The sequence below is a fragment of the Leyella stercorea genome (genome assembly GCF_021531655.1).
The window spans coordinates 24,661-51,507 of sequence record NZ_JADYUF010000002.1; the positions used below are offsets into that span (position 1 = coordinate 24,661).

Sequence of the window (26,847 nt, forward strand, 5' to 3'; positions counted from 1 at the left end):
GCATCATGAATACGACAAGAACTTTTTTGGAATATGTGGCTGAGGACATGTTAGCGAAATGGGGTACTGACATGTCACGCATTGTGGTGGTGTTTCCTAACAAGCGTGCCGCATTGTTCATGAACGAATATATGGCACGTATGGCTGGCAAGCCTATGTGGAGTCCGGCATATACTACCATCAGCGAACTCTTCGGCAAGCACTCGGAGTATGTAGTGGGCGACTCCATAAAGCTGGTGTGCGACCTGCATAAGTCGTTTGTAAAGTGTACGGGCATTGACGAGACGCTCGACCACTTCTATGGTTGGGGACAGCTGCTGCTGACCGACTTTGACGACATAGACAAGAATATGGCTGATGCCGACAAGATATTCTGCAACCTTAAGGACATACACGAGCTTGACGACCTGTCGTATCTTACTGACGAGCAACGCGAACTGCTGAAACGATTCTTTGCCAACTTCAGTCATGACCAGGAGACTGAGCTGAAGAAACGATTTCTGAGTCTGTGGAGTCACTTCGGCGACATATATCACGACTATAACCAACGACTGAGAAACCAGGGCATAGGATATGAAGGTGCCATATACAGAGAGGTTGCCACAAGAAAAGACATAGAATTCGAGTATGACACATACATATTCGTAGGTTTCAACCTGCTTCAGAAGGTGGAGCAAGAACTGTTTGCCAATCTGAAGAAGGCTGGCAAAGCCCACTTCTACTGGGACTTCGACACCTACTATATGCCTCGCAACAATAGTGCATATACCAATGCGGCTGGCAAGTATATAGCCATGTATCTTGAGGATTTTCCCAACGAACTTGACGTCTGCTCGGCAGACATCTATCAGAATATGCGACGCCCTAAGGACGTGTCGTTCGTGATGGCATCGACCGAGAACATACAGGCAAGATATGCCTCGCAATGGTTGCGCGAGGAAGGCAGATGCCTGGCTGGCAGGAAGACTGCCGTCGTGATGTGCGACGAAGCCATACTGGCGCCTATTATACAAAGTCTGCCACCCGAGGCGGACAAGGTGAACATAACAAGTGGTTTCCCGTTGGGCATGACCCCAATAGCCTCGTTTGTGTCGCTACTGTTAGACACTTACACTTCGGGCATTGCGGGCAAGGGGACGTGCTATCGTGCGCAATATGCAAGCAAGCTTCTGAGGCATGCCTACACGCGCTATATTTCAGACAAGGCGAACGACGTGTACGCCACAATAAAAGAGCAGCATCTGGTATATCCCGACCAGGCGACTCTTACAATGAACGGCGAAGACCAGGGATTGGCTTTGCTGTTCAAAACCATAAATATCGGCAACGTGCATTTGCTACATCACGTAGAAACAATTATCAAGCTGATTGGTGTGAACGCCAAGGACACAGAAGACGCATTCCTGCAGGAGTCGGTGTTCAGAATGTACACCATCATAAATCGACTGGAACAGCTGGCTGCCAACGGCGACATGGATGTAGACATTAATACATTGCGCAGACTGATAAAGCAACTGATAGCGGCTGCCACAATACCTTTTCACGGCGAGCCTGTAGTGGGAATACAGATTATGGGTGTGCTCGAGACGCGTAATCTCGACTTCAAGCACCTGCTGCTGCTATCGTGCAACGAGGGCAACATGCCTAAGGGCGTGAACGATTCGTCGTTCATACCTTATGCCATACGCAAGGCTCACGGACTGACTACCATAGACAATAAGGTGGCTATATACTCTTACTACTTTCATCGGCTGCTGCAACGTGCCGAGGACATTACCATCGTGTACAACAACACTACCGACAACGGGCATACGGGCGAGATGAGCCGCTTCATGCTACAGATGATGGTGGACGGACAGAAAAAGATAAAGCATTACAATCTGCTTGCCGACAACTCGCCTATCGCACACAAGCCTAAGAGCATCAGCAAGACAGGAAGCATCAAGGAGAAGCTCGACGGCATGAAGAGTCTTTCGCCATCGGCTATCAACAGATACATAAAATGTCCGCTTATGTTCTTCTATCAGTATGTGGCAAGCATCAAAGAACCTGATTGTGAGGACGACGTGGTGGACAACCGTATGTTTGGCAATATATTCCATAAGTCGGCGCAACTGATATACGACGACATCATGAGTCACAACAATGGCAGGATTGAGAAAGCCTCAATACAGAAATATCTGAACACCAAGGGTCTGCTGGAGAGCATTGTGGACAGGGCTTTCAACGAGGAACTGTTTAAGGTGAAGAACTCTATGCGTAGTCCCTACTACAACGGTCTGCATCTGATAAACCGCAAGGTGCTGATAGAATATCTCAGGCAGTTGCTGCATAGCGACCAAAGGACAGCTCCCTTCGAGATGCTGGCCCTGGAGGATGCCGTATACACTCAGATAGCATTCGAGACGGAAGACAATAATGTGCGCAAGATACGTATAGGCGGCATTATAGACCGACTGGACAGGGTGACAGACGCAAGGACCGGTGTGTCGACGATACGCGTGGTGGACTATAAGACGGGAATTCAAGCCACAAGAAAGATTAAGGAGATTGAGGAGATATTCTCGGATATGAATATCAGCCAAAAACATTCCGACTATTATCTGCAGGCTATACTCTACTCGCTCATCGTTGACAATTCAACCAAATACAACAAACAGAAGGATTGCGTCAGTCCGGCATTGCTCTTTGTCAAGCAGGCTTCGAAGGAGAACTACGACCCTGTGCTTGAGATTGACTCGCAAAAGATTGCAAACGTTAGAGAATATAAGGTGGAGTTTGAGCAGCATCTGAAGGAAGTGCTGCACGACATCTTCAACACGAACTTACCATTCACGCCGACAACGGACAATACACGCTGTGACAAGTGCGCTTATAGAAGAATATGTAAGGTTTGATTCAGTTGAAAGTTGAGGGTTGAAAGTAATCATAACTCTCAACCCTCAACTCTCAATTAATCACTAAAATGGAGCTGGCGAAGAAGGTTCACCAAATGGGGCGTCATCGGGCATTCCTTCCAAATCGGGTGGCAACGGCATGCCTGATCCACCATTCATCTTGCTGCCTATAATCTCCGAACCGAAAGGAGCATCGCCTATAGGAGCCGACTGCTTCTCAGGGTCTTGGAAGCGGGTGAACTCTCCACGGAAGGTTAACAACACATCGCCCGTAGCACCCTTACGGTGCTTGGCTATGATAATCTGTGCCATGCCACGAAGGTCGTTGCCCTTCTCGTCATGAAGAATGTGATAATACTCGGGACGATGCACAAACAGTACCATATCGGCATCCTGCTCGATGGCTCCCGACTCACGAAGGTCGCTCAGCTGCGGACGCTTGCCCTCAAGACCTTCACGATTCTCAACAGTACGGTTCAACTGCGACAATGCAAGAATTGGAATATCAAGCTCCTTGGCAAGTCCCTTGAGCGACTGCGAAATCTTTGATACCTCCTCCTGACGGCTACCGAAACGCATACCATTGGCATTCATAAGCTGAAGGTAGTCAATCATGATAATCTTGACACCCTTCTCGCGTACCAGACGACGAGCCTTTGTACGCAACTCGAAGATGGACAGACCAGGAGTGTCGTCAATATACAAGGGCGAACCCTGCAGCAGACGGATGTTCTTGTCCAATCGTTCCCACTCATCAGGAGCCAACTGACCATTGAGCATCTTGTTGCCAGGAATCTCACATACATTGGAAATAAGACGGTTGACAAGCTGCACATTGTTCATCTCAAGCGAGAAGAACGCAATGGGGGTGTTGTAGTCAACCGCAATGTTCTTGGCAAGCGAGAGTGCAAACGAAGTCTTACCCATCGCCGGACGTCCGGCAATGATGACAAGGTCAGAACTCTGCCATCCACTCGTCTTCTTGTCCAATTCCTCATATCCCGTAGGCACACCTGTAAGACCACCGGCATTGGCTTGCGCCTTCTGCAGAATGTCAATGGCCTTGGTGATGACAGGGTCTACCTGGGTGTAGTCCTTCTTCATGTTGCGCTGCGACAACTCGAAGAGCGAACCTTCAGCCTCCTGCATCAGTTCGTCTACATCCTGGGTCTCGTCGAAAGCCTTTGTCTCCACAACGCTGGCATAAGATATGAGCTGACGTGCCAAATATTTCTGAGCAAGAATCTTGGCATGATACTCTATATGTGCCGACGATGCCACATGCGAACTAAGCTCTACTATGTATGGCGCACCGCCCACATCCTCTATAGTACCCTCACGCTTAAGCTCGTCGACAACGGTCATGATGTCGACAGGATTCTCGTTCATAGACAATGTCTGTATGGCATTGTATATCTTCTGATGACGTGGTTCGTAGAATGTCTCAGGGCGCAAAGTCTCGGACACCATAGAGAAGGCATCCTTGTCAATCATAAGCGCTCCCAGCACCACCTTCTCTATATCAACAGCCTGTGGCTGCAGATGGCCGTAGTTCTTGTCGAACGCCTTGCCCTGCGACTGCTTGCCCGACTTTCTTTCTGTACTTGTATTTGGCATAAAAGAATCTAACGACTGCGTTTCTACTTGACAACCTTGTTGTTTTCGGGGAACACCACCGTAGGACGGAACTTCTTGGCTTCCTCGAAATCCATCAAAGCATAAGAAATGATTATAACGGTGTCGCCAATGGCCACCTTGCGTGCCGCAGCACCATTGAGGCAGATACATCCGCTGCCACGCTCACCCTTTATAATATATGTCTCGAAACGCTCGCCATTGTTGTTGTTGACAATCTGCACCTTCTCGCCCTCAATCATATTGGCAGCATCCATAAGGTCCTGATCGATTGTGATGCTGCCCATATAGTTGAGATTGGCCTGTGTCACCTGTACACAATGCAGCTTGGATTTCAATACTTCTATCATCATAACGGTAAAAATACTTTCTAAATGTTTGTTGCTGACTATTCCTTAAATGTAATATGGTCGATAAGACGTATAGGGGTCTTGCCACAATATACGGTTATGCAACCGGCAATATACTGGCTGTCGTCCCACGACTGCACTTCCTGCAATGTGTTGCCATCGACGATTGAGAAATACTCCACCTCAAGTCCGTCAACGGCATTGATGTCGGCTACCACCTTGTCGTGAGTCTCCTTAAGCGTATGGGTGGCACCATATTCCTTGCCCGCCTTAAGTGCGCTGTAAATCTTGGGAGCAATGGCACGCTCGTCGGCAGAGAGAAGAGTGTTGCGCGAACTCTTTGCCAATCCATCGGCCTCGCGTATGGTGTCGCACTCTACTATCTGCAGCTTCAGACCGAGATAGCGCACCAAAGCCTTGACAACAGCTATCTGCTGCCAATCCTTTTCGCCAAAATAAGCTCTGTCGGGACGCACAATATAGAAAAGACGTGACACTACCTGGCAAACGCCATTGAAGTGACCGGGACGATGGGCTCCTTCCATAACCGTCGTAACGGGAGGAAACTCAAAATGCCTGTTGTCCTTTGTGGGATACATCTCTTCTACAGAGGGTGCAAAAACATAATCGGCACCACATTGTTCCAACAAAGCGCAATCGGCATCGAGCGTACGCGGATAACGATCCAAATCACCTTGGTCGTTGAACTGAGTCGGATTGAGGAATACTGATACAACCGTAACATCATTCTCTGACACGCTACGATTGACAAGCGATGCATGACCCTCATGAAGAGCGCCCATAGTTGGGACTAATCCTACTGACTTACCTTCTTTCCGAACTTCGAACAACTCATTCTGAAGTTCAACAATACTTCTGAACAGTTTCATCATTTTTTAATTTTAACGCCATAAGCCATTCACCATTTTTATAACACTAAACAATACGGGTAACGGCTTAAAGCTTGTATCCTTTTGAATTTTCGATGCAAAATAACAACTTTTTTCTTAAACGGGAAAGAATAAATCTAAAAATATGACAAATACTGACCTCAAATAACGTTATTAACAAAAAACGACGATTTTCCGAACTTTTTTTTATACCTTTGCACCTGTTTTACGCGCACACAAACAAATCATAGTAATATGGCGCGACAATAAAAAAGAATCAAGCATGGCAAAGAAAATCTTATTCATCAATCAGGAGATATCCCCGTACGTTCCAGAAACTACACTTTCTGTAATGGGTAGAGACCTTCCAAGCAAAATGCAAGAAGAAGGTTTTGAAATACGTACATTCATGCCGAAGTGGGGCAATATCAACGAGCGTAGAGGACAACTGCATGAGGTAATACGTCTGTCGGGCATGAACCTCGTTATAGACGACACCGACCACCCGCTCATCATCAAGGTTGCCTCTATTCCGCAGACACGCCTTCAGGTGTACTTCATCGACAACGACGACTACTTCATGAAGCGCAAGATGGCTACCGACGAGAACGGCGAGGAATACGAAGACAATGGCGAGCGTGCCATATTCTTTGCAAGAGGCGTTCTTGAGACTGTAAAGAAACTGCGTTGGTCGCCCGAGGTAATCCACTGCCAGGGATGGATGGGATATATCGTTCCGCTATTCATCAAGACTGCATACAAGGACGAGCCTACATTTGCAGGCACTAAGATCGTTACATCCATATTCAGCCAGGGACTCACCAAGAAGATTGGCGACAACTTCAAGCGCTGCCTTGAATTCAAGGACATCACCGAGGAAAGCCTGTCGGACTATAAGGACGACTTCGACTTCATCGAAATGTGCAAGCTCGCCATCGACCATAGCGACGCCGTGGTGGAAGCCGAGGCTGATACCTACCCCGAACTTATAGAGTATGCCAAAAGCAAGGGCATAGAGGTTCTCCCCTACTCTGGCGAGGGAGCCAACGATGCCTATAAAGCGTTCTATGAGAGCCTCTAAATAAAAAGGGGAACTTTATCTAACATTATATTTTTGTAAGATGAAAATAAAACTACTGGCAGGTATCGCACTTGCCTCTATAGCTTTGGCATCGTGCGACGACAATACAAGCGAGCTTGGATCGTCGCTCATCGGCAATGCCGACAAGCTGGAAATCACTACCGACACTTTCGGGATAATCTCTAATTCGGCTGAAATGGGTGCCGTATTGTCAAACAGCTCTACAGGATGTCTCGGCAAGGTGCGCGACCCTGAGACGGGAGCCTACCTCACAAGCAGCTTTATGACCCAGTTCTACACTCCCGAGGACTTCACTTTCCCCGTGAAGGACAGCATAAAGAGTCTGGACAGCAACAAGCGTATCATAGCCGACTCGTGCGACATTCGTCTGTACTACACCAACTTCTTTGGCGACTCATTAGCCACAATGAAGATGTCGGCTTACGAACTGACCAAGCCTGTACCCGAAACCGGCAAGTACTACTCCGATTTCAATCCTGAGGGCGAATATGTCACACCACAGTCGATGAAGGTCAGCAAGATGTACACTCTCACCGACCTCAATGTCGACGAGAGCACACGCAACAACAGCGACTATATGCCGGGCATACGCATTCCGCTGAGCAGAGAATACGGCACAAAGATTATGAACGCATACTATGAGCATCCTGAATACTTCAAGAACGCTTATGCCTTCATACACAATCTGGTTCCGGGATTCTACTTCAAGACTACAAGCGGCATAGGCTCAATGGCATACATCCGTCTGAGCCAGCTCAACGTCTACTTCCGCCACAAGACCACTTACACTATGACTGACGGAACCAAGAAGGACACCATATATGCTGCTATGGCTTCGTTCCCAGGAACCGAGGAGGTGCTGCAGACTACAAGAATCCAGAACGACCAGAACGTTATCAGCCAGCTCGTAGCCGACAACTCTTGCACTTACATCAAGTCACCCGCAGGCATCTATACAGAACTCACCCTGCCTGTGACACAGATTGTAGAGAAGGAATATACCGTTGGCGGAAAGGTGTACAGCCACAAGAACGACACTATCAACTCGGCTAAGGTTGTGCTGCATCGTATCAATAACATTCAGGACAGCAAGTATACGCTGGACGCACCAAAGACTCTGCTCATGCTGCCCAAAAGCGATGTGAAGGCATTCTTCGAGAACAACCGCACAGCCGACTACAAGACATCGTACCTTGCAACGTTCAACAGCTCTACCAATACATACACCTTCAACAATATCGGAAGTCTGATAAAGAACCTCTACGACAAGGCAGACCGCACAGACACCGATTGGAACAAGGTGGTACTGATACCCGTCAGCGTTAGCTACGACACCTCGAGCGGTGCAACGGAACTGATAAGCGTAAACAACGACATGTCGATGACAAGCACTCGTCTGGTACGTGGAAATAACGACACCAAGGACAGCAAGATAACCATAAGCGTCATCTACAGCAAGTTCAAGTAAATAGCTATGGCTGACAACTTTTTAGAACGCCAGCGACGCGACTATGAGGAGCGTAAGCAGCAATGGCAGAAAAGCACTACAAAGAAAACCGTAAGCGTGGCGGAAATACTAAGAAAGTCACGCCAACGGTTCAACAATGACTGAACCACAATGGACAATTACGATTAAAACAAAAAATCGTGATTGTCCATTGTTGTTTTATATTTTTGACATACCATCACCGTTTATCATGGCTCACATTCAGCTCACCATGTGTTGGCAACAACAACTCATACTTGTCTTTATAGTAAAGGGCCTGTAAAGACAACGAACCTGCCACGCATATAGTGAATATATATTGTTTATTGGATTTAGTTATATAAGCTTCTATGGGCTTTTTATGGATTTTCGGTTCAGTCGTCCTTGAACGACAGTTTCTCTAATTTCTCTTTCAATACCGGAGCCTCCGACGCCCTTATTGACAATCGTATCTCACAGGTGTTGTCGTAAGTCTGACCTACAATGCGAGGCGACATCTCCTTGATTATCTTCATCACATCGTTCATCATTATATAAGGAAAGTCGTAGACTACCTCCTCTTCCTTGTAGAGCTTCACGATCTCGGCTGCGGCTATAGCTTCAGCAGCTGCTGTGCGATAGGCTACTATGAGTCCACTAGTGCCAAGATTCACTCCTCCATAATATCTCACAACGATGATGAGGATATCTGTAAGGTCGTTTTTGGTAATCTGTCCGAGTATCGGTTTGCCGGCAGTGCTACTCGGTTCGCCATCGTCATTGGCACGAAATTGCGAATGGTCGGCTCCGAGAGTATATGCCCAACAAACATGGCGGGCATCGTAATACTTCTTGCGATGTTCGGCAACAATATTTTTCACTTCCTCTTCTGTGGTGACATGAAAGGCAAAAGCGAGAAACTTGCTTCGTTTCTCACTGTAAAAGCCCTCTGCAGGGCTGTCTGTTATTGTCAAATATTCGTCTATCAGCTCCATTTGCTTGTGTTCGTTCAGTAAATAATATGCAAAGATAGTGCAAATAAATTATAAATTATTAATTATCAGTTATTAATTAATAATCTCGCAACAAATGAAAGCCAATAAATAACAAAAATAGGAGGCTAAGGCGTGGACACCATAACCTCCTACTGTAAGGTATTAATTAAAAACTAATAACTAATAACTTAACCAAGTTTGTGGATAACAAGACCTGAGCGAAGTTTCGGCTCAAACCATGTAGCCTTAGGAGGCATAATCTTGCCACTGTCGGCTATGTCCATAATCTGCTGCATTGTGACGGGATAGAGAGCCAAAGCCACACGCATTTCGCCACTATCCACACGACGCTTCAATTCGCCGAGTCCGCGAAGACCACCGACAAAATCGATGCGTTTGTCAGAACGCAAATCGGTTATAGCAAGCAACTTGTCGAGAATCAGTCGGCTTGAGATGTCAACATCGAGCACTCCGATTGGGTCGGTACCGTCGTATGTTCCCTCCTTGGCCTCAAGACTGTACCACTTGCCATCAAGATAGAGCGAGAACTCGTGCAGATGCTGTGGCTTGTATTCGTCAGCACCTTCACACTTAACGATGAAGTCAGCCTCCAATGCCTTCAAGAACTCCTCCGACGACATTCCGTTCAAATCCTTTACTACACGGTTGTAGTCGAGGATTGTAAGCTGCGAAGCCTGGAAGCATACTGCCATGAAGTAGTTGTACTCTTCATTGCCAACGTGCTGCGGATTCTGCTTAGCCTTCTCGGCTCCTACAAGGGCTGCCGCTGCACTACGATGATGGCCGTCGGCTATATAGAGGGCGGGCATCTTACGGAATTCCTCTGTAATGGTGGCAATGTCCTTATCGTCGGAAATTGTCCAAAACTGATGGCGGAAGCCGTCAATAGGTGCTATGAAATCATAAACAGGTGCTGTAGCGGCATAGCGGTTGATGAGTTCGTCGAGCACGCTGTTATCGGGATAAGCAAAGAATACCGGCTCGATATTGGCATCGCATACGCGCACATGCTTCATGCGGTCTTCCTCTTTGTCGCGACGAGTAAGCTCGTGCTTCTTGATTACACCATTCATATAGTCATTGACGAAGGCTCCTACAACGAGGCCGTACTGTGTCTTGCCATTCATTGTCTGGGCGTAGATGTAATACTGCTCCTTGTCGTCCTGTACAAGCCAACCTTTCTCCTGGAATTTACGGAAGTTGTCGGCAGCCTGCTTGTAGACACGAGGGTCGTACTCGCTTGCACCTGGCTCGAAGTCAATTTCAGGCTTGATGATATGATAAAGACTCATCTCGTTGTCGCCTGCTTCGGCACGGGCTTCTTCCGAGTTGAGGACATCGTAGGGGCGTGATTCTACACGCTCCACCAAATCGTGTGGGGGGCGCAGTCCTTTAAAGGGTTTTATTGTAGCCATAATTTTTTAATCGTTTTAGATTTTAAGGAATCGGTTAAAAAGAATTTATTAAAAAAAGGAATCAGTAAAAACCCACCCCCAGAGAACAATCATGATTTCATAAATATTCTACTCTCTCCCTAAATAGGGAGGGGCTAGGGGCTGGGCTTTTGTCTTTTTTATTTACTTGTTTACTTGATACTTAGTGCATCCCTCGTTGAAGAAAGCATTAATCTGCTTGGCTGCAGCAATACCTGCATTGATGTTGGCCTCAGCTGTCTGTGCACCCATCTTCTTAGGTGTAGAGAAGTAGCGACCTTCAAATTTGCGGAATTCAGAATCTGCATCAGGCATAATATCGGTAACGTACTTGATATCGGTGCGCTCTTCCATAAGTTTGAGCAGCTCAGGCTCATTGATTACTTCCTTGCGTGCTGTGTTAACGAGGATAGCATTCTTTTTCATCTTACCGACAAGAGCGGCATTGATGCTCTGCTTGGTCTGAGGAGTAGCGGGAATATGGAGCGAAACCACATCACAATTCTCGAAGAGAGCGTCCTGCGAATCAACTGCAGTAACACCAGCAGCCTCAATAGCTTCCTTCGGACAGAAAGCGTCGTAAGCAGAAACTTCCATACCGAAGCCCTTTGCGATGCGAGCCACATTGCGACCTACATTGCCGAATGCGAGGATACCAAGCTTCTTGCCCAGAAGTTCATAGCCAGACTTGCCATTATAGAAATTACGAACTGCATAAACCAGCAAACCGAATACAAGTTCGGCAACAGCATTCGAGTTCTGTCCAGGTGTATTCTCAACGACTACTCCCTTCTCCTTGGCATAAGCACAGTCTACATTGTCGTAGCCAGCACCTGCACGAACTACAATCTTGAGCTGCTTAGCAGCGTCGAGCACCTCGGGAGTAACCTTGTCCGAACGGATAATCATTGCGTCGGCATCGGCTACAGCGTCGAGAAGCTGCTGCTTGTCGGTATATTTCTCAAGAAGAACAAGCTCGTTGCCAGCTCCTTCAATTTCTGCCTTTATACCATTCACGGCTGCAGCTGCAAACGGCTTTTCGGTTGCTACCAATATTTTCATAGTAAACGATTTTTAATAATTATACGATAAGAAAAACACTATAATTAGTGCTCTGTCTCAAAATCCTGCATGCACTTAACAAGAGCCTCTACACACTCAAGCGGAAGGGCATTGTAGCAGCTTGCGCGGAATCCGCCTACTGAGCGGTGACCCTTGATGCCCACCATACCACGAGCTACCGCATAGTCGAGGAACGGCTTCTCAAGATCCTTATACTCATCGTTCATAACGAAGCAGATGTTCATGAGTGAGCGAGACTCTGGCTCTACTGTACCACGGAACAACTTGTTGCGGTCGATTTCAGCATACAGCATCTCTGCACGCTCCTTAGCGCGACGGTCCATCTCCTCTACTCCACCGTTCTTCTTAATCCAACGCAATGTCTCAAGAGCGCAATAGATAGGTACTACTGGAGGTGTATTGAACATAGAGCCTTTCTCTACGTGTGTGCGGTAGTCGAGCATTGTAGGAATCTGACGAGGAGCCTTGCCCAGCACTTCGTCCTTCACGATAACAAGTGTAACACCTGCCATAGCGAGGTTCTTCTGAGCACCGGCATAGATACAGTCGTACTTAGCCACGTCAATTGGGCGGCTAAAAATATCAGACGACATATCACCAATGAGTCTTACTGGGACATCGGGATCCTTACGGATTTCTGTACCGTAAATTGTGTTGTTAGTAGTGATGTGCAAATAATCCAAATCAGCAGGGCATTCGTAGTCCTTCGGATAGTATGTGTAGCCGGCTTCGGCTGATGAAGCTACTTCAACAACATCTCCGAACAATTTTGCTTCCTTCATAGCTTTCTTTGCCCAAGTACCGGTGTTCACATAACCAGCCTTCTTGATAAGGAAGTTGAAAGGAACCATACAGAATTCAAGCGAGGCACCTCCACCAAGAAACAATACTGAATATCCCTCGGGAACTCCTAAAAGCTCCTTGATAAGGGCTACAGCTTCGTCTACTACGGGCTGGAAGTCCTTGGCTCTATGGCTGATCTCTGCCAAAGAGAGTCCTGAGCCGTTAAAATCTAAAATCTGCTTTGCTGTATTCTCAATCACTTCACGCGGGAGTATTGAAGGACCAGCATTAAAGTTGTACTTCTTCATGTGCTGTTTGTTATTAAGTTAATATTTAAATGTTCTTTCGATAGCGAAGTTACAATTTATTTTCGAGAAGAACAAATAAAACCAACTTATTTATTTCGGTAGGGCAAAAACAGCATGTCCGTACCATCTTTTGTTGACAAAAAGCAACATGGCAACAATCTACACCTTATTAATAATATAAGGAAAGTGAATTATTGCATACAATCAGTTATTTTTTCCGATTCTTTTCTTAAGTTTAAGCTTAGGGATTTTCAATTTTTCACCAGGTTTCACCTCTGTACATTTGTTCAGTACTTCGACATAGCACTCCATGCCGTCGCCCAAGAAAGCCTTACTGATAGACGCAAGGGTCTGTCCTTTTTGGACAGTCACCACTTGGTCTATACCGACTATAACATAAGCACCGGTTCTCACACGTGCGTCATAGTTATAATCTGTTATACTGGTCTGCACCTGTGGCTTTGACTCTACGACTGACTTAACCTCAGCAACAGGCTTTGCTTCAGCCACAAAATCTTTACTGACTATCGATTCCCTATTTCCAACCTTTTCAACAGGTTGAACTCTATTCTTAGCAACTACTTGCTTTGACAATGCCTGTTTTCTTTCTTCTATTTGCTTCTCAAGTTTTTCTATGGCTTGATTTCTCGCCTCTATCCTTACATAAAGCGCATACAACCCTGCTCCTATACAAAGCAATAGCAAAAACGACAAGGCAGAGAGCCAATACGTCAGTTTGGGATTCTTTTGCCTGCAAACCACCTTTGGCTCTTCTTCCTTATGTATGTCATTCTTCGCCATCAGCAGTTCTGCCATCTTACGGCATCGTTCACGTTCAGACTGTTCTTCTGACGTTTGAACACAAGTTTGAGCCTCTGCCTTATCACAACCGCAATGTATATCAGCAGTCGTCTGACCGCCAGCAGGCTGTTCTTCTATATTTTCATTGTCAACCAATACAGCAGCTGGCTCTTCCTTTATATCTACTGACTCTTTTTCTGTATTTACTGAGGTTTCTTCTGTATTTATAGGCGATTCTTCCTCTGCCGTTTCGCGCACTTCAGTTTCCGGCACTTCTATTTCTGTTTCAGTTTCAGCTAATGGAACCTCCTCTTCATTGTCTTCTGAATTCACAAAGTTATCTTCATCCATCTCTGAGAAGTCCACCCCATCATTCAGCACAACCGTCTCAAACTGTAGGAAAGGGCGGTTGATACGGTCGCGCAGCATCACCTCTGGCGAGAAGACATACTTGCCCCTACCCGCCTTGAACGATCCAAGTCCCTTTATCTTAACCGTGGCATCGGGATGTACCAGAAGCTCTTCGCTAACAGTTGCAAACATAAAATGCACAAAACTGAAAGCATCGTTATCGTTCAAGCCGTAACGTTCGGCCAGAACCTTTCCAAAGTCGCTAATATCTACAGAGCCTTTAGGCACATTGACTGATTTTCTAACCGAAGTCTCAGCCTTGAAAGCCACAACAATCTTTGGCGGCACAAGCATACGCTGCCCATTTGACGGATTGACAACGATACGCTCCATACGCTTCTTGATCTCGAAAATTCCAAAATTGGCTATCGAGATTCCTACGCCTTCATCAAACTTCTGCGACATACATTCCACCACACAACGCCCCATACGCTGTGTGTCATCTTGCGAGAATCCCGTATGTCGGGACAGTTCGGCTATATATTCCTTGTTGTTCATATAGACATTCGGTTAGCTTAACGTCAGTCAGTCGACCACTTCACCATACAGGTCGAAGTCGTCACTATCAGTAATATGTACATTATAGAAGCTTCCCACACGCAGACGGTGGTCAGCCTTTATCAATACCTCAGGGTCAACTTCAGGCGAGCAGAACTCAGTACGTCCGATATAATAGTCACCTTCCTTGCGGTCGACAATAGTCTTCAGCACAGTGCCCACCTTAAGCGCCTCCACCTCAGCACTAATCCGTTGCTGCACAGCCATAAGCTTATCGAGTCGGCGTTGCTTTTCCTCCTGAGGCACGTCGTCCTCATAATGCTCTGCACTATACGTACCGTCCTCAGCCGAATAGGCGAAAGCTCCCATACGTTCAAAACGTGCCCACTTGACAAAGTCGACAAGTTCGCGGAAGTCTTCCTCGGTCTCGCCTGGGAAACCTACCATAAGTGTAGTACGCAGATGGATGCCTGGCACACCTTCACGAATCTTCTCAATCAGCTCCATTGTCTCCTTTTTGGAAACGTTGCGGTGCATGCGTGTCAATACATTATCCGAAATATGCTGTAAGGCGATGTCGAGATACTTGCAGACATTCGGCTTCTCGCGTATAACGTCGAGCAATTCGAGCGGGAACTGGTTGGGATAGGCGTAATGCAGGCGTACCCACTTCACACCCTTTATATCGGCAATATCGGCTATCAAATCAGCAATATGGCGCTTGCCATCAATGTCGACACCATAATATGTCAGTTCCTGTGCGATAATCTGAAATTCCTTAACACCTCGCTCTACAAGTTCGCGCACTTCCGCAAGGATTTCTTCCTTTGGACGGCTGACGTGTCTGCCTGTTATGATAGGTATGGCACAATAAGCACAATGTCGGTCGCAACCCTCGCTTATCTTGATGTAGGCATAATGACGAGGTGTTGTAATATGACGTTCGGCTGACTCAGTAACTGGCGTTTCCGGTTCGCCCAAATCCACGAGCAACTGCTTGTAATTGAACTTGCCGTAATACTTGTCTACCTCAGGAATTTCCTTCTCAAGGTCTTCCTTGTATCGTTGCGAAAGACAACCCATGACAAACAACTTGCCTATGCGCCCCTCTTCCTTGGCCTGTACAAGTTCGAGAATAGTGTCAATACTCTCCTGCTTTGCATCTTCAATAAATCCGCAGGTATTGACAACCACTATCTCTCCCTCTATACGTTTTGCATCATGCGTACACTTATAGCCAGCCTTTTCAAACTTAGCCATAAGCGTCTCGCTGTCGACGAGATTCTTGGAGCATCCCATCGTTATGATATCTATCTGTCCTTTCTTCATCTAATTCTTTTATCTTAATCCTGTTTGAACAACGAGTCGACAAACTGGCGCTTATTGAACAACTGCAACGCCTCCATCGATTCGCCAAGTCCGATATACTTTACAGGCACCTTCAACTGATCGCTGATGCCTATCACTACTCCACCCTTAGCTGTACCATCGAGTTTAGTAATTGCGAGCGAAGTAATCTGTGTCACCTGCGAGAACTGCCTGGCCTGTTCGAAAGCATTCTGTCCTGTACTGCCATCAAGCACCAAGAGCACTTCATCAGGAGCCTGGGGCAACACCTTCTTCATCACATCCTTTATCTTCTTCAGCTCATTCATCAGTCCCACCTTGTTGTGCAGACGTCCAGCTGTGTCGATAATTACGACATCGGCACCATTAGCCTTAGCCGAAGACAAAGTATCGAAAGCCACCGAAGCCGGGTCAGAGCCCATCTGCTGCTTTACTACCGGCACACCAACACGCTCACCCCAGATACAAATCTGCTCGACAGCGGCAGCTCTGAAAGTATCAGCAGCACCGAGATAAACCTTCTTACCTGCCTTCTTGAACTGATAGGCAAGCTTGCCAATAGTCGTAGTCTTGCCAACGCCATTCACTCCAACAACCAAAATCACGTATGGCTTGTGCTCGGTAGGCAAATCCCAATCGTCATTGTCGCCAGTATGATTCTCTGTCAATAGCGAAGCAATCTCGTCGCGCATAATTCGGTTAAGCTCTGATGTCGACACATACTTGTCACGAGCCACACGTTCCTCAATACGCTTGATTATCTTCAGAGTAGTCTCCACACCAATATCTGATGTAATCAAAGCCTCCTCAAGATTGTCGAGCACCTCGTCGTCAACCGTCGACTTACCCATCACAGCACGTTGTATCTTGTCAAAAACGCTGTGCTTTGTCTTTTCGAGTCCGTTGTCGAGGACTTCCTTTCTGTTCTTATTAAAAAATCCAAAAATTCCCATATAACGTTATATTTTCTGCAAAGTTAGTTTAAAATAAGCAGAAAACAAAGCATTTCGATTACTAATTAAGGTACTATACACTACAACACCCAAAACAGAAGCCATTTTCTAAGGTCAAAAACGTTAATTATTATTAACCATACATCAAAATCACTCACAAGCATCTGTATTTTAAGAAAATATGTCTAACTTTGCACCCTGATTTTTAATTCACATAAAGTCTAACTTTATTAATTACATTTTTAACATTTAATTTTTTATGTCAGATTTAAAGAACGTACAGCCGTTGGCAGACTTCAACTGGGACGAGTTTGAGAACGGTGGCAGCTCAGAGGTAAGCAAGCAGGATCTTGAGAAGGCTTACGACGAAACCCTCAACAAGGTGTCAGAACATCAGGTAGTTGAAGGCGAAGTAATCTCTGTAGACAAGAAAGAGGTTATCGTAAACATCGGCTACAAGAGCGATGGTATCATCCCTGCATCTGAGTTCCGTTACAACCCAGACCTCAAGGTAGGCGACAAGGTTGAGGTTTACGTAGAGAACCAGGAGGACCGCAAGGGTCAGCTCGTTCTCTCACACAAGAAGGCTCGCCTGAGCAAGAGCTGGGAGCTTGTTAACGCAGCTCTTGAGAACGAGGAAGTTATCCAGGGCTACATCAAGTGCCGCACTAAGGGTGGTATGATCGTTGACGTATTCGGCATCGAGGCATTCCTTCCGGGCAGCCAGATCGACGTTCACCCAATACGCGACTACGACGTATTCGTAGGCAAGACAATGGAGTTCAAGGTTGTTAAGATCAACCAGGAGTTCCGCAACGTAGTTGTTTCTCACAAGGCCCTCATCGAGGCTGAGTTGGAAGCACAGAAGAAGGAGATCATCAGTAAGCTCGAGAAGGGTCAGATTCTCGAAGGTACTGTTAAGAACATCACTTCTTACGGTGTATTCGTTGACCTCGGCGGTGTTGACGGACTCATCCACATCACAGACCTCTCTTGGGGCCGCGTAAGCGATCCTCACGAGGTTGTTGCTCTCGACCAGAAGATCAACGTTGTTATCCTCGACTTCGATGACGAGAAGAAGCGTATCGCCCTCGGTCTGAAGCAGCTCACTCCGCACCCATGGGATGCTCTCGACGAGAACCTCAAGGTAGGCGACCACGTTAAGGGTAAGGTAGTTGTTATCGCTGACTACGGCGCATTCGTAGAGATTGCTCCTGGCGTTGAGGGTCTTATCCACGTATCAGAGATGAGCTGGAGCCAACACCTCCGTTCAGCTCAGGAGTTCCTCCACGTAGGCGACGAGGTAGAGGCAGTTATCCTCACACTCGACCGTGCAGAGCGCAAGATGTCTCTCGGCATCAAGCAGCTTAAGGAAGATCCATGGGAGGCTATCGAGGTTAAGTATCCTGTAGGCAGCAAGCACACAGCTAAGGTTCGCAACTTCACTAACTTCGGTATCTTCGTAGAGCTCGAAGAGGGTGTTGACGGACTCATCCACATCTCTGACCTCTCTTGGACAAAGAAGGTAAAGCATCCTTCAGAGTTCACACAGGTAGGCACAAGCATCGACGTTGTTGTTCTCGAAATCGACAAGGAGAACCGTCGTCTCAGCCTCGGCCACAAGCAGCTTGAGGAGAATCCTTGGGACACATACGAGTCTCTATACACTCCGGGTTCAGTACACACTGGCAAGATTACTGAGATGATGGACAAGGGCGCTGTTATCACTCTCAACGAGGGTGGTGAAGGCTTCGCTACTCCTAAGCACCTCGTTAAGGAGGATGGCACACAGGCACAGCTTGGTGAGGAGCTCGAGTTCAAGGTAATCGAGTTCGTTAAGGAGACAAAGCGCATTATCCTCTCACACAGCCGCACATTCGAGGCAGGCAAGGAAGAGGCAAAGCCGGTTCGCAAGCACACCGCTAAGAAGGAGGTTGCTCCTGCTATCAACAACGTAGCTGCTTCTACAACTCTCGGCGACCTCGACGCTCTCGCAGCATTGAAGGCCAAGATGGAGAAGGGCGAGTAATCATAGCAGAGAACTTGCATCTGAAGATTTGACTATTCAAATCTATCAATAAATAATAAGGTCGCAAATAAGTAGGTACAAGCCCGCTTGTTTGCGACCTTTTTTCGTATACCATATATTTGCATCCATTATTTTATACTCTACACACTGCAAATTTCAATTCCGTTACATTTTGTCATTCATAAAATTGCCTGTTTAAAGAAAATTGCCTACATTTGCATTTAAATTAAGAAATACGGACTATGAAGTTAGCAATAATGACTCAATCCACATTCTTTGTGGAAGAAGACAAAATTCTTGCGGCCCTGTTCGAAGCCGGGTTGGATAATTTGCATCTTTATAAGCCAGGCTCGTCGCCAATCTATTCAGAACGTCTACTATCGTTGCTTCCGAGCACAACATACAACAAGATTACCGTTCATGAGCACTTCTATCTGAAAGACGAATACAACCTTGCAGGCATTCACCTTGACGATGCTTCCATTCAGGAGCCAATAGGATACAAGGGACGAATAAGCCGCACATGCAAGCGAATTGAAGACCTCAAAGAGACAAAGAAAAGCTCGTCGTATGTTTTTCTTGGCAACATACTCAACAGCCAGTCGAATAAATCGGTACTCTCCGACCTCGATATGAACAGTCTGACAAAGGCTGCCGACTGCGGACTGATAGACAAGAAAGTTTACGCATTAGGCGGAATGAACATCGACAACATTCAATTTGCGCGCGACCTGGGATTTGGTGGAATAGTAATATGTGGCGACTTGTGGAACAGGTTCAACATACATCACCAAAGAGATTACAAGGAGCTGATAGCGCACTTTGAGAAACTCAGAAAGCTTGTAGGCTAAAAAGAAACGTCAGTAGAAATTAGCCAAAAAGACAGCAAAATAGAGATTACAGAAAACTATAATATAACATAAAACAAATTAGGAAATGAGTGAGCAAAACTCTTTTTTGGTATTCTCTGGTACTAACACGAGATACCTTGCAGAGAAAATCTGTCAAAGTTTGGGGTGTCCGTTAGGAAACTTGGTTGTAACAAAGTTCTCTGACGGCGAGTTTGCCGTATCATACGAAGAGTCTATACGTGGACGTGACGTGTTCCTCGTACAGAGCACATTCCCCAATTCAGACAATCTGATGGAGCTTCTTCTTATGATCGACGCAGCCAAACGTGCATCAGCACGCAACATCATCGCCGTAATTCCTTACTTCGGATGGGCACGTCAGGACCGCAAGGACAAGCCACGTGTAAGCATTGGCGCCAAGCTCGTTGCCGACCTGCTTTCAGCTGCCGGCATCGACCGCCTTATCACTATGGACCTCCACGCCGACCAGATTCAGGGATTCTTCGATGTTCCTGTTGACCACCTGTATGCTTCTGGCGTTATCCTGCCCTACCTGCAGAGCCTCAACATCAGCACAGAGGATCTGGTTATCGCTTCGCCTGACGTAGGCGGTTCAAAGCGTGCCAGCACATACGCCAAGTATCTCGGCTGTCCGCTCGTACTCTGCAACAAGACACGTGCACGTGCCAATGTAGTTGAGAGCATCCAGATTATCGGCGACGTTAAGGGCAAGCACGTTGTTATCGTTGACGACATGGTTGACACAGCTGGTACTATCACCAAGGCTGCCGACGTCATGAAGGCTGCCGGAGCACTGAGCGTTCGTGCATGCGCATCTCACTGCGTAATGTCAGGTCCTGCTTCTGAGCGTGTACAGAACTCAGCTCTTGAGGAAATTGTCTTCACAGACTCTATCCCCTACTCTAACCGTTGCGCAAAGGTTAAGCAGCTATCAGTAGCTGACATGTTCGCTGAGACAATCCGCCGTGTCATCAGCAACGAAAGCATCAGCTCACAGTATCTCGTATAATTTGCATAAGTTTTATTGCAATAACATACTCACCACAAAAAAGGGAAGGCTTCACAGCTTTCCCTTTTTGTGGTTCTTCCGTTAAACCCAAATCGGTCATTAGAAAATTTCGCTTTCATTTTGTCTTGGAATAGGACGGGAAAAGTCTATTGTGTTAGCATACAGATGCTATTGCAATGATACGTTCTACTATAATCTGACCTTTTGTACGAAAAAAATCTCTAATGACCGATTTGGATTAAATGCGTAGACGCTTGTCGTGTAGAGCGTATAGCTTTAACGTGAAGAACTCATCATTTCTGAATCCATACATTTGTCTTTTCAGCACTTTAATCTTGTTGTTTATACCTTCAGTAGGGCCATGATATCAGGTAGTCATACCATGCAAGTATATATGGCTTGTAGGCGTGCAAGGTAGAAGCCATTTTGACCAATGGCTGTATTTTTGAATCAATGGCATGCAGTACCAATTCGTTAAGCACCAATTCTGCATCAGCCTTGTTGATTTGGTTGCATATTTCCCTCAAGTCTTCTTTCAGGTAATATGCAATTATCAACGGTTCATTCAAGTTCAGCACATTGTAAAGTCTTGTCTTGTATTTGGCATCAAAGATGTCGTTGCCGTTTCTCAGCAATATCCAGCACGTGCCCTTGATTATCTTATGCTTGTTCACGTCTTTCTCTGCATGTCACAACTGGCGGCGCAACTGGTCTATGGATATGTATCTGAGTTTAGAAAGGTCCGGGCTGCCATACTCCTTTTGCAGGAACTCCGTATGTCTGCGCTTCCCTTTTGCGAGATCTACATCCTCGTTCTTTATGCAGCCACAATCAGAACATTTGACACATTAAATCTTCATCTCGACAAAAGTCTTTGAACAACCTAACGGTACGCTCATAAAGCGTCTGACCGTTAAACCATCACGGACTACATTATGGCTTCCACACTCCGGACAGCAAAGTTTGTCTGATGGAGTTTGGACATTCAAAACTATTTTATTACTTTCGCAACGCATATCCAAACATTCTTGCAAGGATATGTCAAAAGCTTTATTTTTCATAATAGAAATATTTTTTCTATCTATGCATTTAACGGAAGAACCACAAAATGTTATTGCGTAAATTCAAAAGTATCATTGCGTAAAAGGAGGTATCATTGCGTAAAAATATGACGATTTTTATAAGAATCTGATAGTACATAAGTCTTTTTCTTGTTTTTTTTGTTATATATTTGCGATATGTAATGTTTTTTTTACGCCTAATGAACACTTAAAACTTAATGATATGAAAAATTTCAAACATTTTTTACTATTGGGCTTACTGTTATTGCCTGCAATACCGTTAAGCGCATAAACATTCGAGGAGGTATTTAAGAAGGGAGGGCAGAGGGTGCCTGCTTTCTATGATGACGTGAACAATGACGGCAAGTTGGAATACTTTTGGAATTATAATAAAGATAAGATGCAATGGCTTTCTATTGATGGCAGCCTTATATTGGATTTGAATGCCATTAAAGATAATGGTATTTGTGCCGATAATATCAGGAATAATAGATATTTGAAGTTGCAGAAGCTGAATGGTGAGCCTTATTCTGGTTTTGCCTATTATGGAGTAGATTATTCATCAATAAAGTGAATGGTACTCATTCCTCGAAAAGGTAGTTATGTCTACCATGAGTTTGGTATGAAGAATACCACAGGTGCAACATGGGCAGATGTGAATCTTGACGGATTGGAGGACTTGCTGTATTGGGATAATAGTGACGGTACGTATCGGCCTTACTTCAAAATCCAGAAAAGAGACGGTACGTTCACTACTCAGCCTATGCCCGTTGTTACTGATCCGGAGGAGCTGAAATCGGCACAGTATGCTATGGCTGGCAACGGAGCTTTTACTATACGAACCAATGGAATGACTGCCTTTGCAAGCCCTAATAGCGGCTATTACAGCAAAGACCCGATGACAGTTGTCGACCTGAATCTTGACGGATATCCCGATTTTATTGACGAAAACGGCAACTCGCTCATTTCTTTAGGTAATGGGAAATATTATTCTGCCGCTTTCTCTTGAAGGGTGAAAGTGGCTGATGTCAATGGCGACGGACTGTCCGACTTGATAGTATACAGCAATGGAGAACTGAAGCTTAAATTGAATACGGGTACAGACTTTCAGGAGAAATCATTGTTGAGCAATCATGCCGTTGACGGTATCCATGTGTTGGATTGCAATGGTGATGGTTTGCTTGACATTCTGGTTACGATACCTGGCAAAGAGAATAGCTTTATCGCATTCTTCAAGAATCATGGCAATGGTACGTTCAAGCGTAACGTCAAGTCGTTTACAGGAGAATATGAATGGAGTGCTCCTTACTTCATCAATAATAATGGTTTGCCAAGTTTATTTACTGTTGGCGATTTCATTTATAATAAGGAGAATCCAAGTTATGGCACATTAATAGGGGGACTTGTCACGATATGGAACTGGGATTCTGGCTTTAAGGTGACTCCATACTCTGTAAATCAAGACACACCTTATGCATTGGATTTGCCACCACGCGATATAGACGGCGATGGTAAGATGGAATTCCCGGCATTTATACCTAGGAGTGATGGAGGAGCAGAAAAGAGTGGTATTTTCCGCTTTGCCGTTGATAAGGTAAATACTGCTCCTAAGAAGATGAAAGTGCCAGGCTTGGTGTTGGACAAATCTATAGGTATGTTGCGAGCAGAATGGGAGGCTGGTAGTGATGCCGAAAATGCAACGGGCGACTTGAGCTATGAATTTGAAATATCTTCGGATGGCGAGTACCTGTATCGTACTGACACCAAGAGTTTGTTTGGACTTGCCGCTGCTGGTGTTTGGGGTAAGAATAGTGTGTCTGCCCGTGTTCGTGCCATAGACGCATGTGGCATGAAGGGAGAATGGAGCGATTATGCACAGCTGAACGATATTTCTCAGTTGGCAACATTCGTTATCGACAAGAAGACTGTCAGCACATGTGATACTGTGTTTATGTCAAGTCTTAATGGGCAGAATTTTACTCTGAGAGGAAAACCTGATGGTACAATCGTCACTTCTGATGACGGCAGACAGGGCATAATGTTTGATACATTCGGCAGGAAGCAGATTGAAGGCCTATGTTCCGACGGATTGACATATGCCTTAGATGTCGAAGTTTTGCCTATAAGAATAGAGAATGTAGCCCCGTCTTTCATGTGTGGTGCTTTCTTTGACTATTTCCAAGAGGGGAGATTGCTTGATATGACTTATAAAGGTCTGTATGTTTATAATAAAGAGGCTAAATATGGCTATAATGATGGTAAGTTTGAGAAGCTGCCTGTCTTCAGACTTTCAGATGGAGTAAGCAATGACGTATTAGCAGCTTTTGATGCAAATATGGACGGCTTGCCTGATGTCTTGTGTTCACCTTTTAATACGTATAAAACACAGACTGTAATAAATCTAGGTGATGGCGACTTCGAGATGTCTACGGATGCTTATACCTATGACGGTAAAGAATATTACGTGCGCTATCCTTATTATTATGTTGACCTGAACAATGACGGCCTGCTGGATTATTATTCGTATGATTCAGATGCGTCCAAATATAAAGTTTATTATAATAATGGTGACGGCACATTTACTTCCAAACCATTGGATTTTGGCGACTACACTTTGGGTGGATTTATTTCCGGGTCTTTTGCCGATTATGACAGAGATGTACGTATAGACGCATTGGCAAGTCTGACCAATAAAAAGAATAACAAGAATTGCTATGCTGTGGCTTTCAACAAAGACAATGGCAAATTCGATATTGTAGAGCTGGCTACAAGTATAAGCGATTGGAACGCTAATATATATGACGTAGACGGAGATGGTTATATGGATTATGTTATGTCTGATAAGATTCTCAAAAACATGGGTAATCGTACTTTCGAAGAGCAAGCTTTAGGTCAGTTGCGTCCCGTCTACATCGACTTTGACTTGGATGGCAAACATGATTATCAGAGCAGTAACAGGATGGAGTTCACGATAAGTAATAATGGCAGTCCTGTGACTTTCGAGAATTTACAACCCCAAAAATATATTTCGGGGAAAAGTGATTTTGTAGATTTTGTAGATGTAGACAATGACGGTGTGCCAGATCGTGTATATGGAGAAATAAATTTAATTAAACAAAAGTGTATCAACACTCCGCCTACTGCCCCAACTACCGTATATGCCAATCAGAAGAACGGCGAGTTTGTCATCTCATGGAGTGGCGCAACAGACAAGGAGAGCACGAATGCTCAGCTGCTGTACAATATAAGTATCAGGAAAAAGGGAGAGACTGGCGACGGCAGCTACATTTGGTCGCCGCTGAATGCTAACGATGACAATGCCAAGATGGCAAGAACTGGAATCAGGACATATTATCGTCAGGCAACAACCTTGCCTGTGCCAATCAGCAGATTCGAGGCTGGCAAGACAACAGATGATGGTGAGGTGAGAAATGATGGTACTATTGTTTGGAACACACCGGGTCTGAAGACCGTTCAGGCTGTGAGTGCAGCTAGTTCACAGGTACAGAGCACAGTTTATATCATGATTTATGAGCAGCCGTCGTTGGAGGTGAATGTGCCTGGCAAGGTGCTGGCTGGACAGACTATTGTGGTAGATATGCCAAAATGTTTCGGTAATGAAGACGCCAAGGTATCGGTGTCTGCAGATAATGCAGAGGTGTCATATGATGCGAACAACAACCAAGCCATTGTTTCAATACACGAAGATGTAGCTTATTGCTCATTGAAACTCAGTTATAGTGATGAAGTGTGGAGTTCTGCTGTTAAGAAGAATTATGATGTAGAGGTCGTAGGCGCTGGTTGGCAACCCCAGTTGGCTCAGGTGGTAGTGGCTAATGGACATAATGTATTGGAATGGAATGCAGGCCAGACATTGCCTGACGCCAGTATCTTCACCGGTAAGGTCAATATATACCGTGAGACCAACGTTGCCGATAGCTACGAACTCATAGGAGAAGTAGAACTGGGAGCTGGCAAATATGTGGATAGCGATAGCCGTGCCGAAGTGAAGAGCTATCATTATATGATAACATTACCAACTGTCTATGGAGTGGAAAGTGCTCCAAGTCGTGTGCACTCTTCTGTTCATCTGATGGTGGATAAGGGTATGGGCAATGATATCAACCTACATTGGACTCCCTATGAGGGAGCTGACATAGCACAGTATGTGATATTCGCAGGTGCTACCCCTGAAAACATGCAAGTTGTAGAGATATTGTCAGGTTATTCTCGTAGCTTTGTATATCGTCGTACGTCAGATGATGCCACTTACTATGCTATCGGAATGAAGCTGAAGAGTGAAGTCATGAACAGCAGAGCAAAGCGCGCTGTGGCTAAGCAAGAAAATATCATGTCAAATGTGATATGCAGTAAGGAAGCTTATGCTGTCAAACTAGTTACGAATATTGAAATTCAGACAGAGGAAACCGATGCAACTATTTCGGAGACTCAGACTACTATACATCTGAAGGCATGGGTAACTCCTGTATTGGCTACTATTGCTAATGTGGAATGGAGTGTTGTGGAAGGGACTGAATTTGCAACCATCGACAAGAATGGAGTCTTTACAGCCAAGATGGGCAACAAGGCTGGTTCTGTAGTTGTCCAGGCCAAGGCTATAGACGGCTCTGAGGTGGTGGCTAAGCGTACCTTTACCGTGCCTAAGGCAACGGAAGTTTCAACAGTAACGGATGATGTGTCTGCAGCAAGAATAATTTCGGGGTATGGCAATATCTTTGTAAAGAATGCTACCGGATTGATTATGACAACAACTGCTAATGGCGCCGTAGTTCATAGATCTGTAGTAGATGGCGAACGCAAGGTTTATTTACCTGCGGGTATTTATATCGTCAAGATAGACAGTTTGGTGAAGAAAGTTGTTGTAAGATAGATTGTGTAACATG

General features: G+C 45.5%; 19 protein-coding genes and 1 pseudogene. 9 read left to right on the forward strand and 11 right to left on the reverse strand.

Going from position 1 to position 26,847, the window contains the following annotated elements:
- The first annotated feature begins 5 nt into the window (after positions 1–5).
- Positions 6–2,897, forward strand: coding sequence for a PD-(D/E)XK nuclease family protein (locus I6E49_RS00980; RefSeq protein ID WP_235399979.1), 2,892 nt, complete (start codon positions 6–8; stop codon positions 2,895–2,897).
- 63 nt (positions 2,898–2,960) lie between these two features.
- Here I6E49_RS00980 and dnaB read toward each other — a convergent pair whose 3' ends face one another.
- The 3 genes from dnaB to panC are packed head-to-tail and all read right to left on the reverse strand — an operon-like array spanning position 2,961 to position 5,772.
- On the reverse strand, positions 2,961–4,514 hold the full coding sequence (gene dnaB / locus I6E49_RS00985; RefSeq protein ID WP_235399980.1) for a replicative DNA helicase: 1,554 nt from the start codon (positions 4,512–4,514) through the stop codon (positions 2,961–2,963).
- A 23-nt stretch (positions 4,515–4,537) separates the two neighbouring features.
- A complete protein-coding gene (gene panD, locus I6E49_RS00990) occupies positions 4,538–4,885 on the reverse strand; it encodes an aspartate 1-decarboxylase (protein WP_235399981.1) in 348 nt (115 codons plus the stop codon).
- Between the two features lie 35 nt (positions 4,886–4,920).
- Positions 4,921–5,772 (reverse strand): pantoate--beta-alanine ligase, encoded by an 852-nt coding sequence (panC, locus tag I6E49_RS00995; protein ID WP_235400044.1) that lies wholly within the window; start codon positions 5,770–5,772, stop codon positions 4,921–4,923.
- 283 nt (positions 5,773–6,055) lie between these two features.
- Here panC and I6E49_RS01000 point away from each other — a divergent pair, with 283 nt between their 5' ends.
- From I6E49_RS01000 to I6E49_RS01010, 3 genes are read left to right on the forward strand one after another with little or no spacing between them, the layout of a single operon-like run.
- A complete protein-coding gene (locus I6E49_RS01000; protein WP_235399982.1) occupies positions 6,056–6,853 on the forward strand; it encodes a glycogen/starch synthase in 798 nt (265 codons plus the stop codon).
- A gap of 40 nt (positions 6,854–6,893) precedes the next feature.
- Positions 6,894–8,342 (forward strand): DUF4270 domain-containing protein, encoded by a 1,449-nt coding sequence (locus I6E49_RS01005; RefSeq protein ID WP_235399983.1) that lies wholly within the window; start codon positions 6,894–6,896, stop codon positions 8,340–8,342.
- A 6-nt stretch (positions 8,343–8,348) separates the two neighbouring features.
- Positions 8,349–8,486, forward strand: coding sequence for an ABC transporter permease (locus I6E49_RS01010; RefSeq protein WP_235399984.1), 138 nt, complete (start codon positions 8,349–8,351; stop codon positions 8,484–8,486).
- Between the two features lie 248 nt (positions 8,487–8,734).
- On the opposite strand, the gene I6E49_RS01015 is transcribed toward I6E49_RS01010, so the two are convergent.
- From I6E49_RS01015 to ftsY, 7 genes are all read right to left on the reverse strand, one after another.
- Positions 8,735–9,334 (reverse strand): IMPACT family protein, encoded by a 600-nt coding sequence (locus I6E49_RS01015; RefSeq protein WP_235399985.1) that lies wholly within the window; start codon positions 9,332–9,334, stop codon positions 8,735–8,737.
- 188 nt (positions 9,335–9,522) lie between these two features.
- A complete protein-coding gene (locus tag I6E49_RS01020) occupies positions 9,523–10,770 on the reverse strand; it encodes a DUF1015 domain-containing protein (protein ID WP_235399986.1) in 1,248 nt (415 codons plus the stop codon).
- A gap of 162 nt (positions 10,771–10,932) precedes the next feature.
- Positions 10,933–11,850, reverse strand: coding sequence for an NAD(P)-dependent oxidoreductase (locus I6E49_RS01025; RefSeq protein ID WP_235399987.1), 918 nt, complete (start codon positions 11,848–11,850; stop codon positions 10,933–10,935).
- 44 nt (positions 11,851–11,894) lie between these two features.
- Positions 11,895–12,962 (reverse strand): 3-phosphoserine/phosphohydroxythreonine transaminase, encoded by a 1,068-nt coding sequence (gene serC / locus I6E49_RS01030; protein ID WP_235399988.1) that lies wholly within the window; start codon positions 12,960–12,962, stop codon positions 11,895–11,897.
- 204 nt (positions 12,963–13,166) lie between these two features.
- Positions 13,167–14,672, reverse strand: coding sequence for an HU family DNA-binding protein (locus tag I6E49_RS14530; protein ID WP_369681597.1), 1,506 nt, complete (start codon positions 14,670–14,672; stop codon positions 13,167–13,169).
- A gap of 27 nt (positions 14,673–14,699) precedes the next feature.
- On the reverse strand, positions 14,700–16,001 hold the full coding sequence (gene rimO / locus I6E49_RS01040; protein ID WP_235399989.1) for a 30S ribosomal protein S12 methylthiotransferase RimO: 1,302 nt from the start codon (positions 15,999–16,001) through the stop codon (positions 14,700–14,702).
- 14 nt (positions 16,002–16,015) lie between these two features.
- A complete protein-coding gene (gene ftsY, locus I6E49_RS01045) occupies positions 16,016–16,972 on the reverse strand; it encodes a signal recognition particle-docking protein FtsY (protein WP_235399990.1) in 957 nt (318 codons plus the stop codon).
- 259 nt (positions 16,973–17,231) lie between these two features.
- On the opposite strand from ftsY, the gene rpsA reads away from it, so the two are divergent.
- The 3 genes from rpsA (at position 17,232) to I6E49_RS01060 (ending at position 20,882) form a co-directional block, all read left to right on the forward strand.
- Positions 17,232–19,001: a 30S ribosomal protein S1 gene (gene rpsA / locus I6E49_RS01050; RefSeq protein ID WP_235399991.1), complete on the forward strand. Its 1,770-nt coding sequence runs from the start codon at positions 17,232–17,234 to the stop codon at positions 18,999–19,001.
- A gap of 242 nt (positions 19,002–19,243) precedes the next feature.
- Entirely contained in the window at positions 19,244–19,852 is a 609-nt protein-coding gene (locus tag I6E49_RS01055) for a thiamine phosphate synthase (RefSeq protein ID WP_235399992.1), read from the forward strand.
- 85 nt (positions 19,853–19,937) lie between these two features.
- Positions 19,938–20,882, forward strand: coding sequence for a ribose-phosphate pyrophosphokinase (locus tag I6E49_RS01060; RefSeq protein WP_235394674.1), 945 nt, complete (start codon positions 19,938–19,940; stop codon positions 20,880–20,882).
- Between the two features lie 238 nt (positions 20,883–21,120).
- Here the strand turns inward: I6E49_RS01060 and I6E49_RS14720 are convergent.
- Positions 21,121–21,943: pseudogene (locus I6E49_RS14720) on the reverse strand (ISL3 family transposase).
- A 622-nt stretch (positions 21,944–22,565) separates the two neighbouring features.
- Between I6E49_RS14720 and I6E49_RS01070 the strand changes: the two are divergent.
- On the forward strand, positions 22,566–22,952 hold the full coding sequence (locus tag I6E49_RS01070; protein WP_235399993.1) for a hypothetical protein: 387 nt from the start codon (positions 22,566–22,568) through the stop codon (positions 22,950–22,952).
- A 9-nt stretch (positions 22,953–22,961) separates the two neighbouring features.
- A complete protein-coding gene (locus I6E49_RS14540; RefSeq protein ID WP_235399994.1) occupies positions 22,962–26,834 on the forward strand; it encodes an FG-GAP repeat domain-containing protein in 3,873 nt (1,290 codons plus the stop codon).
- Positions 26,835–26,847 lie beyond the last annotated feature (13 nt).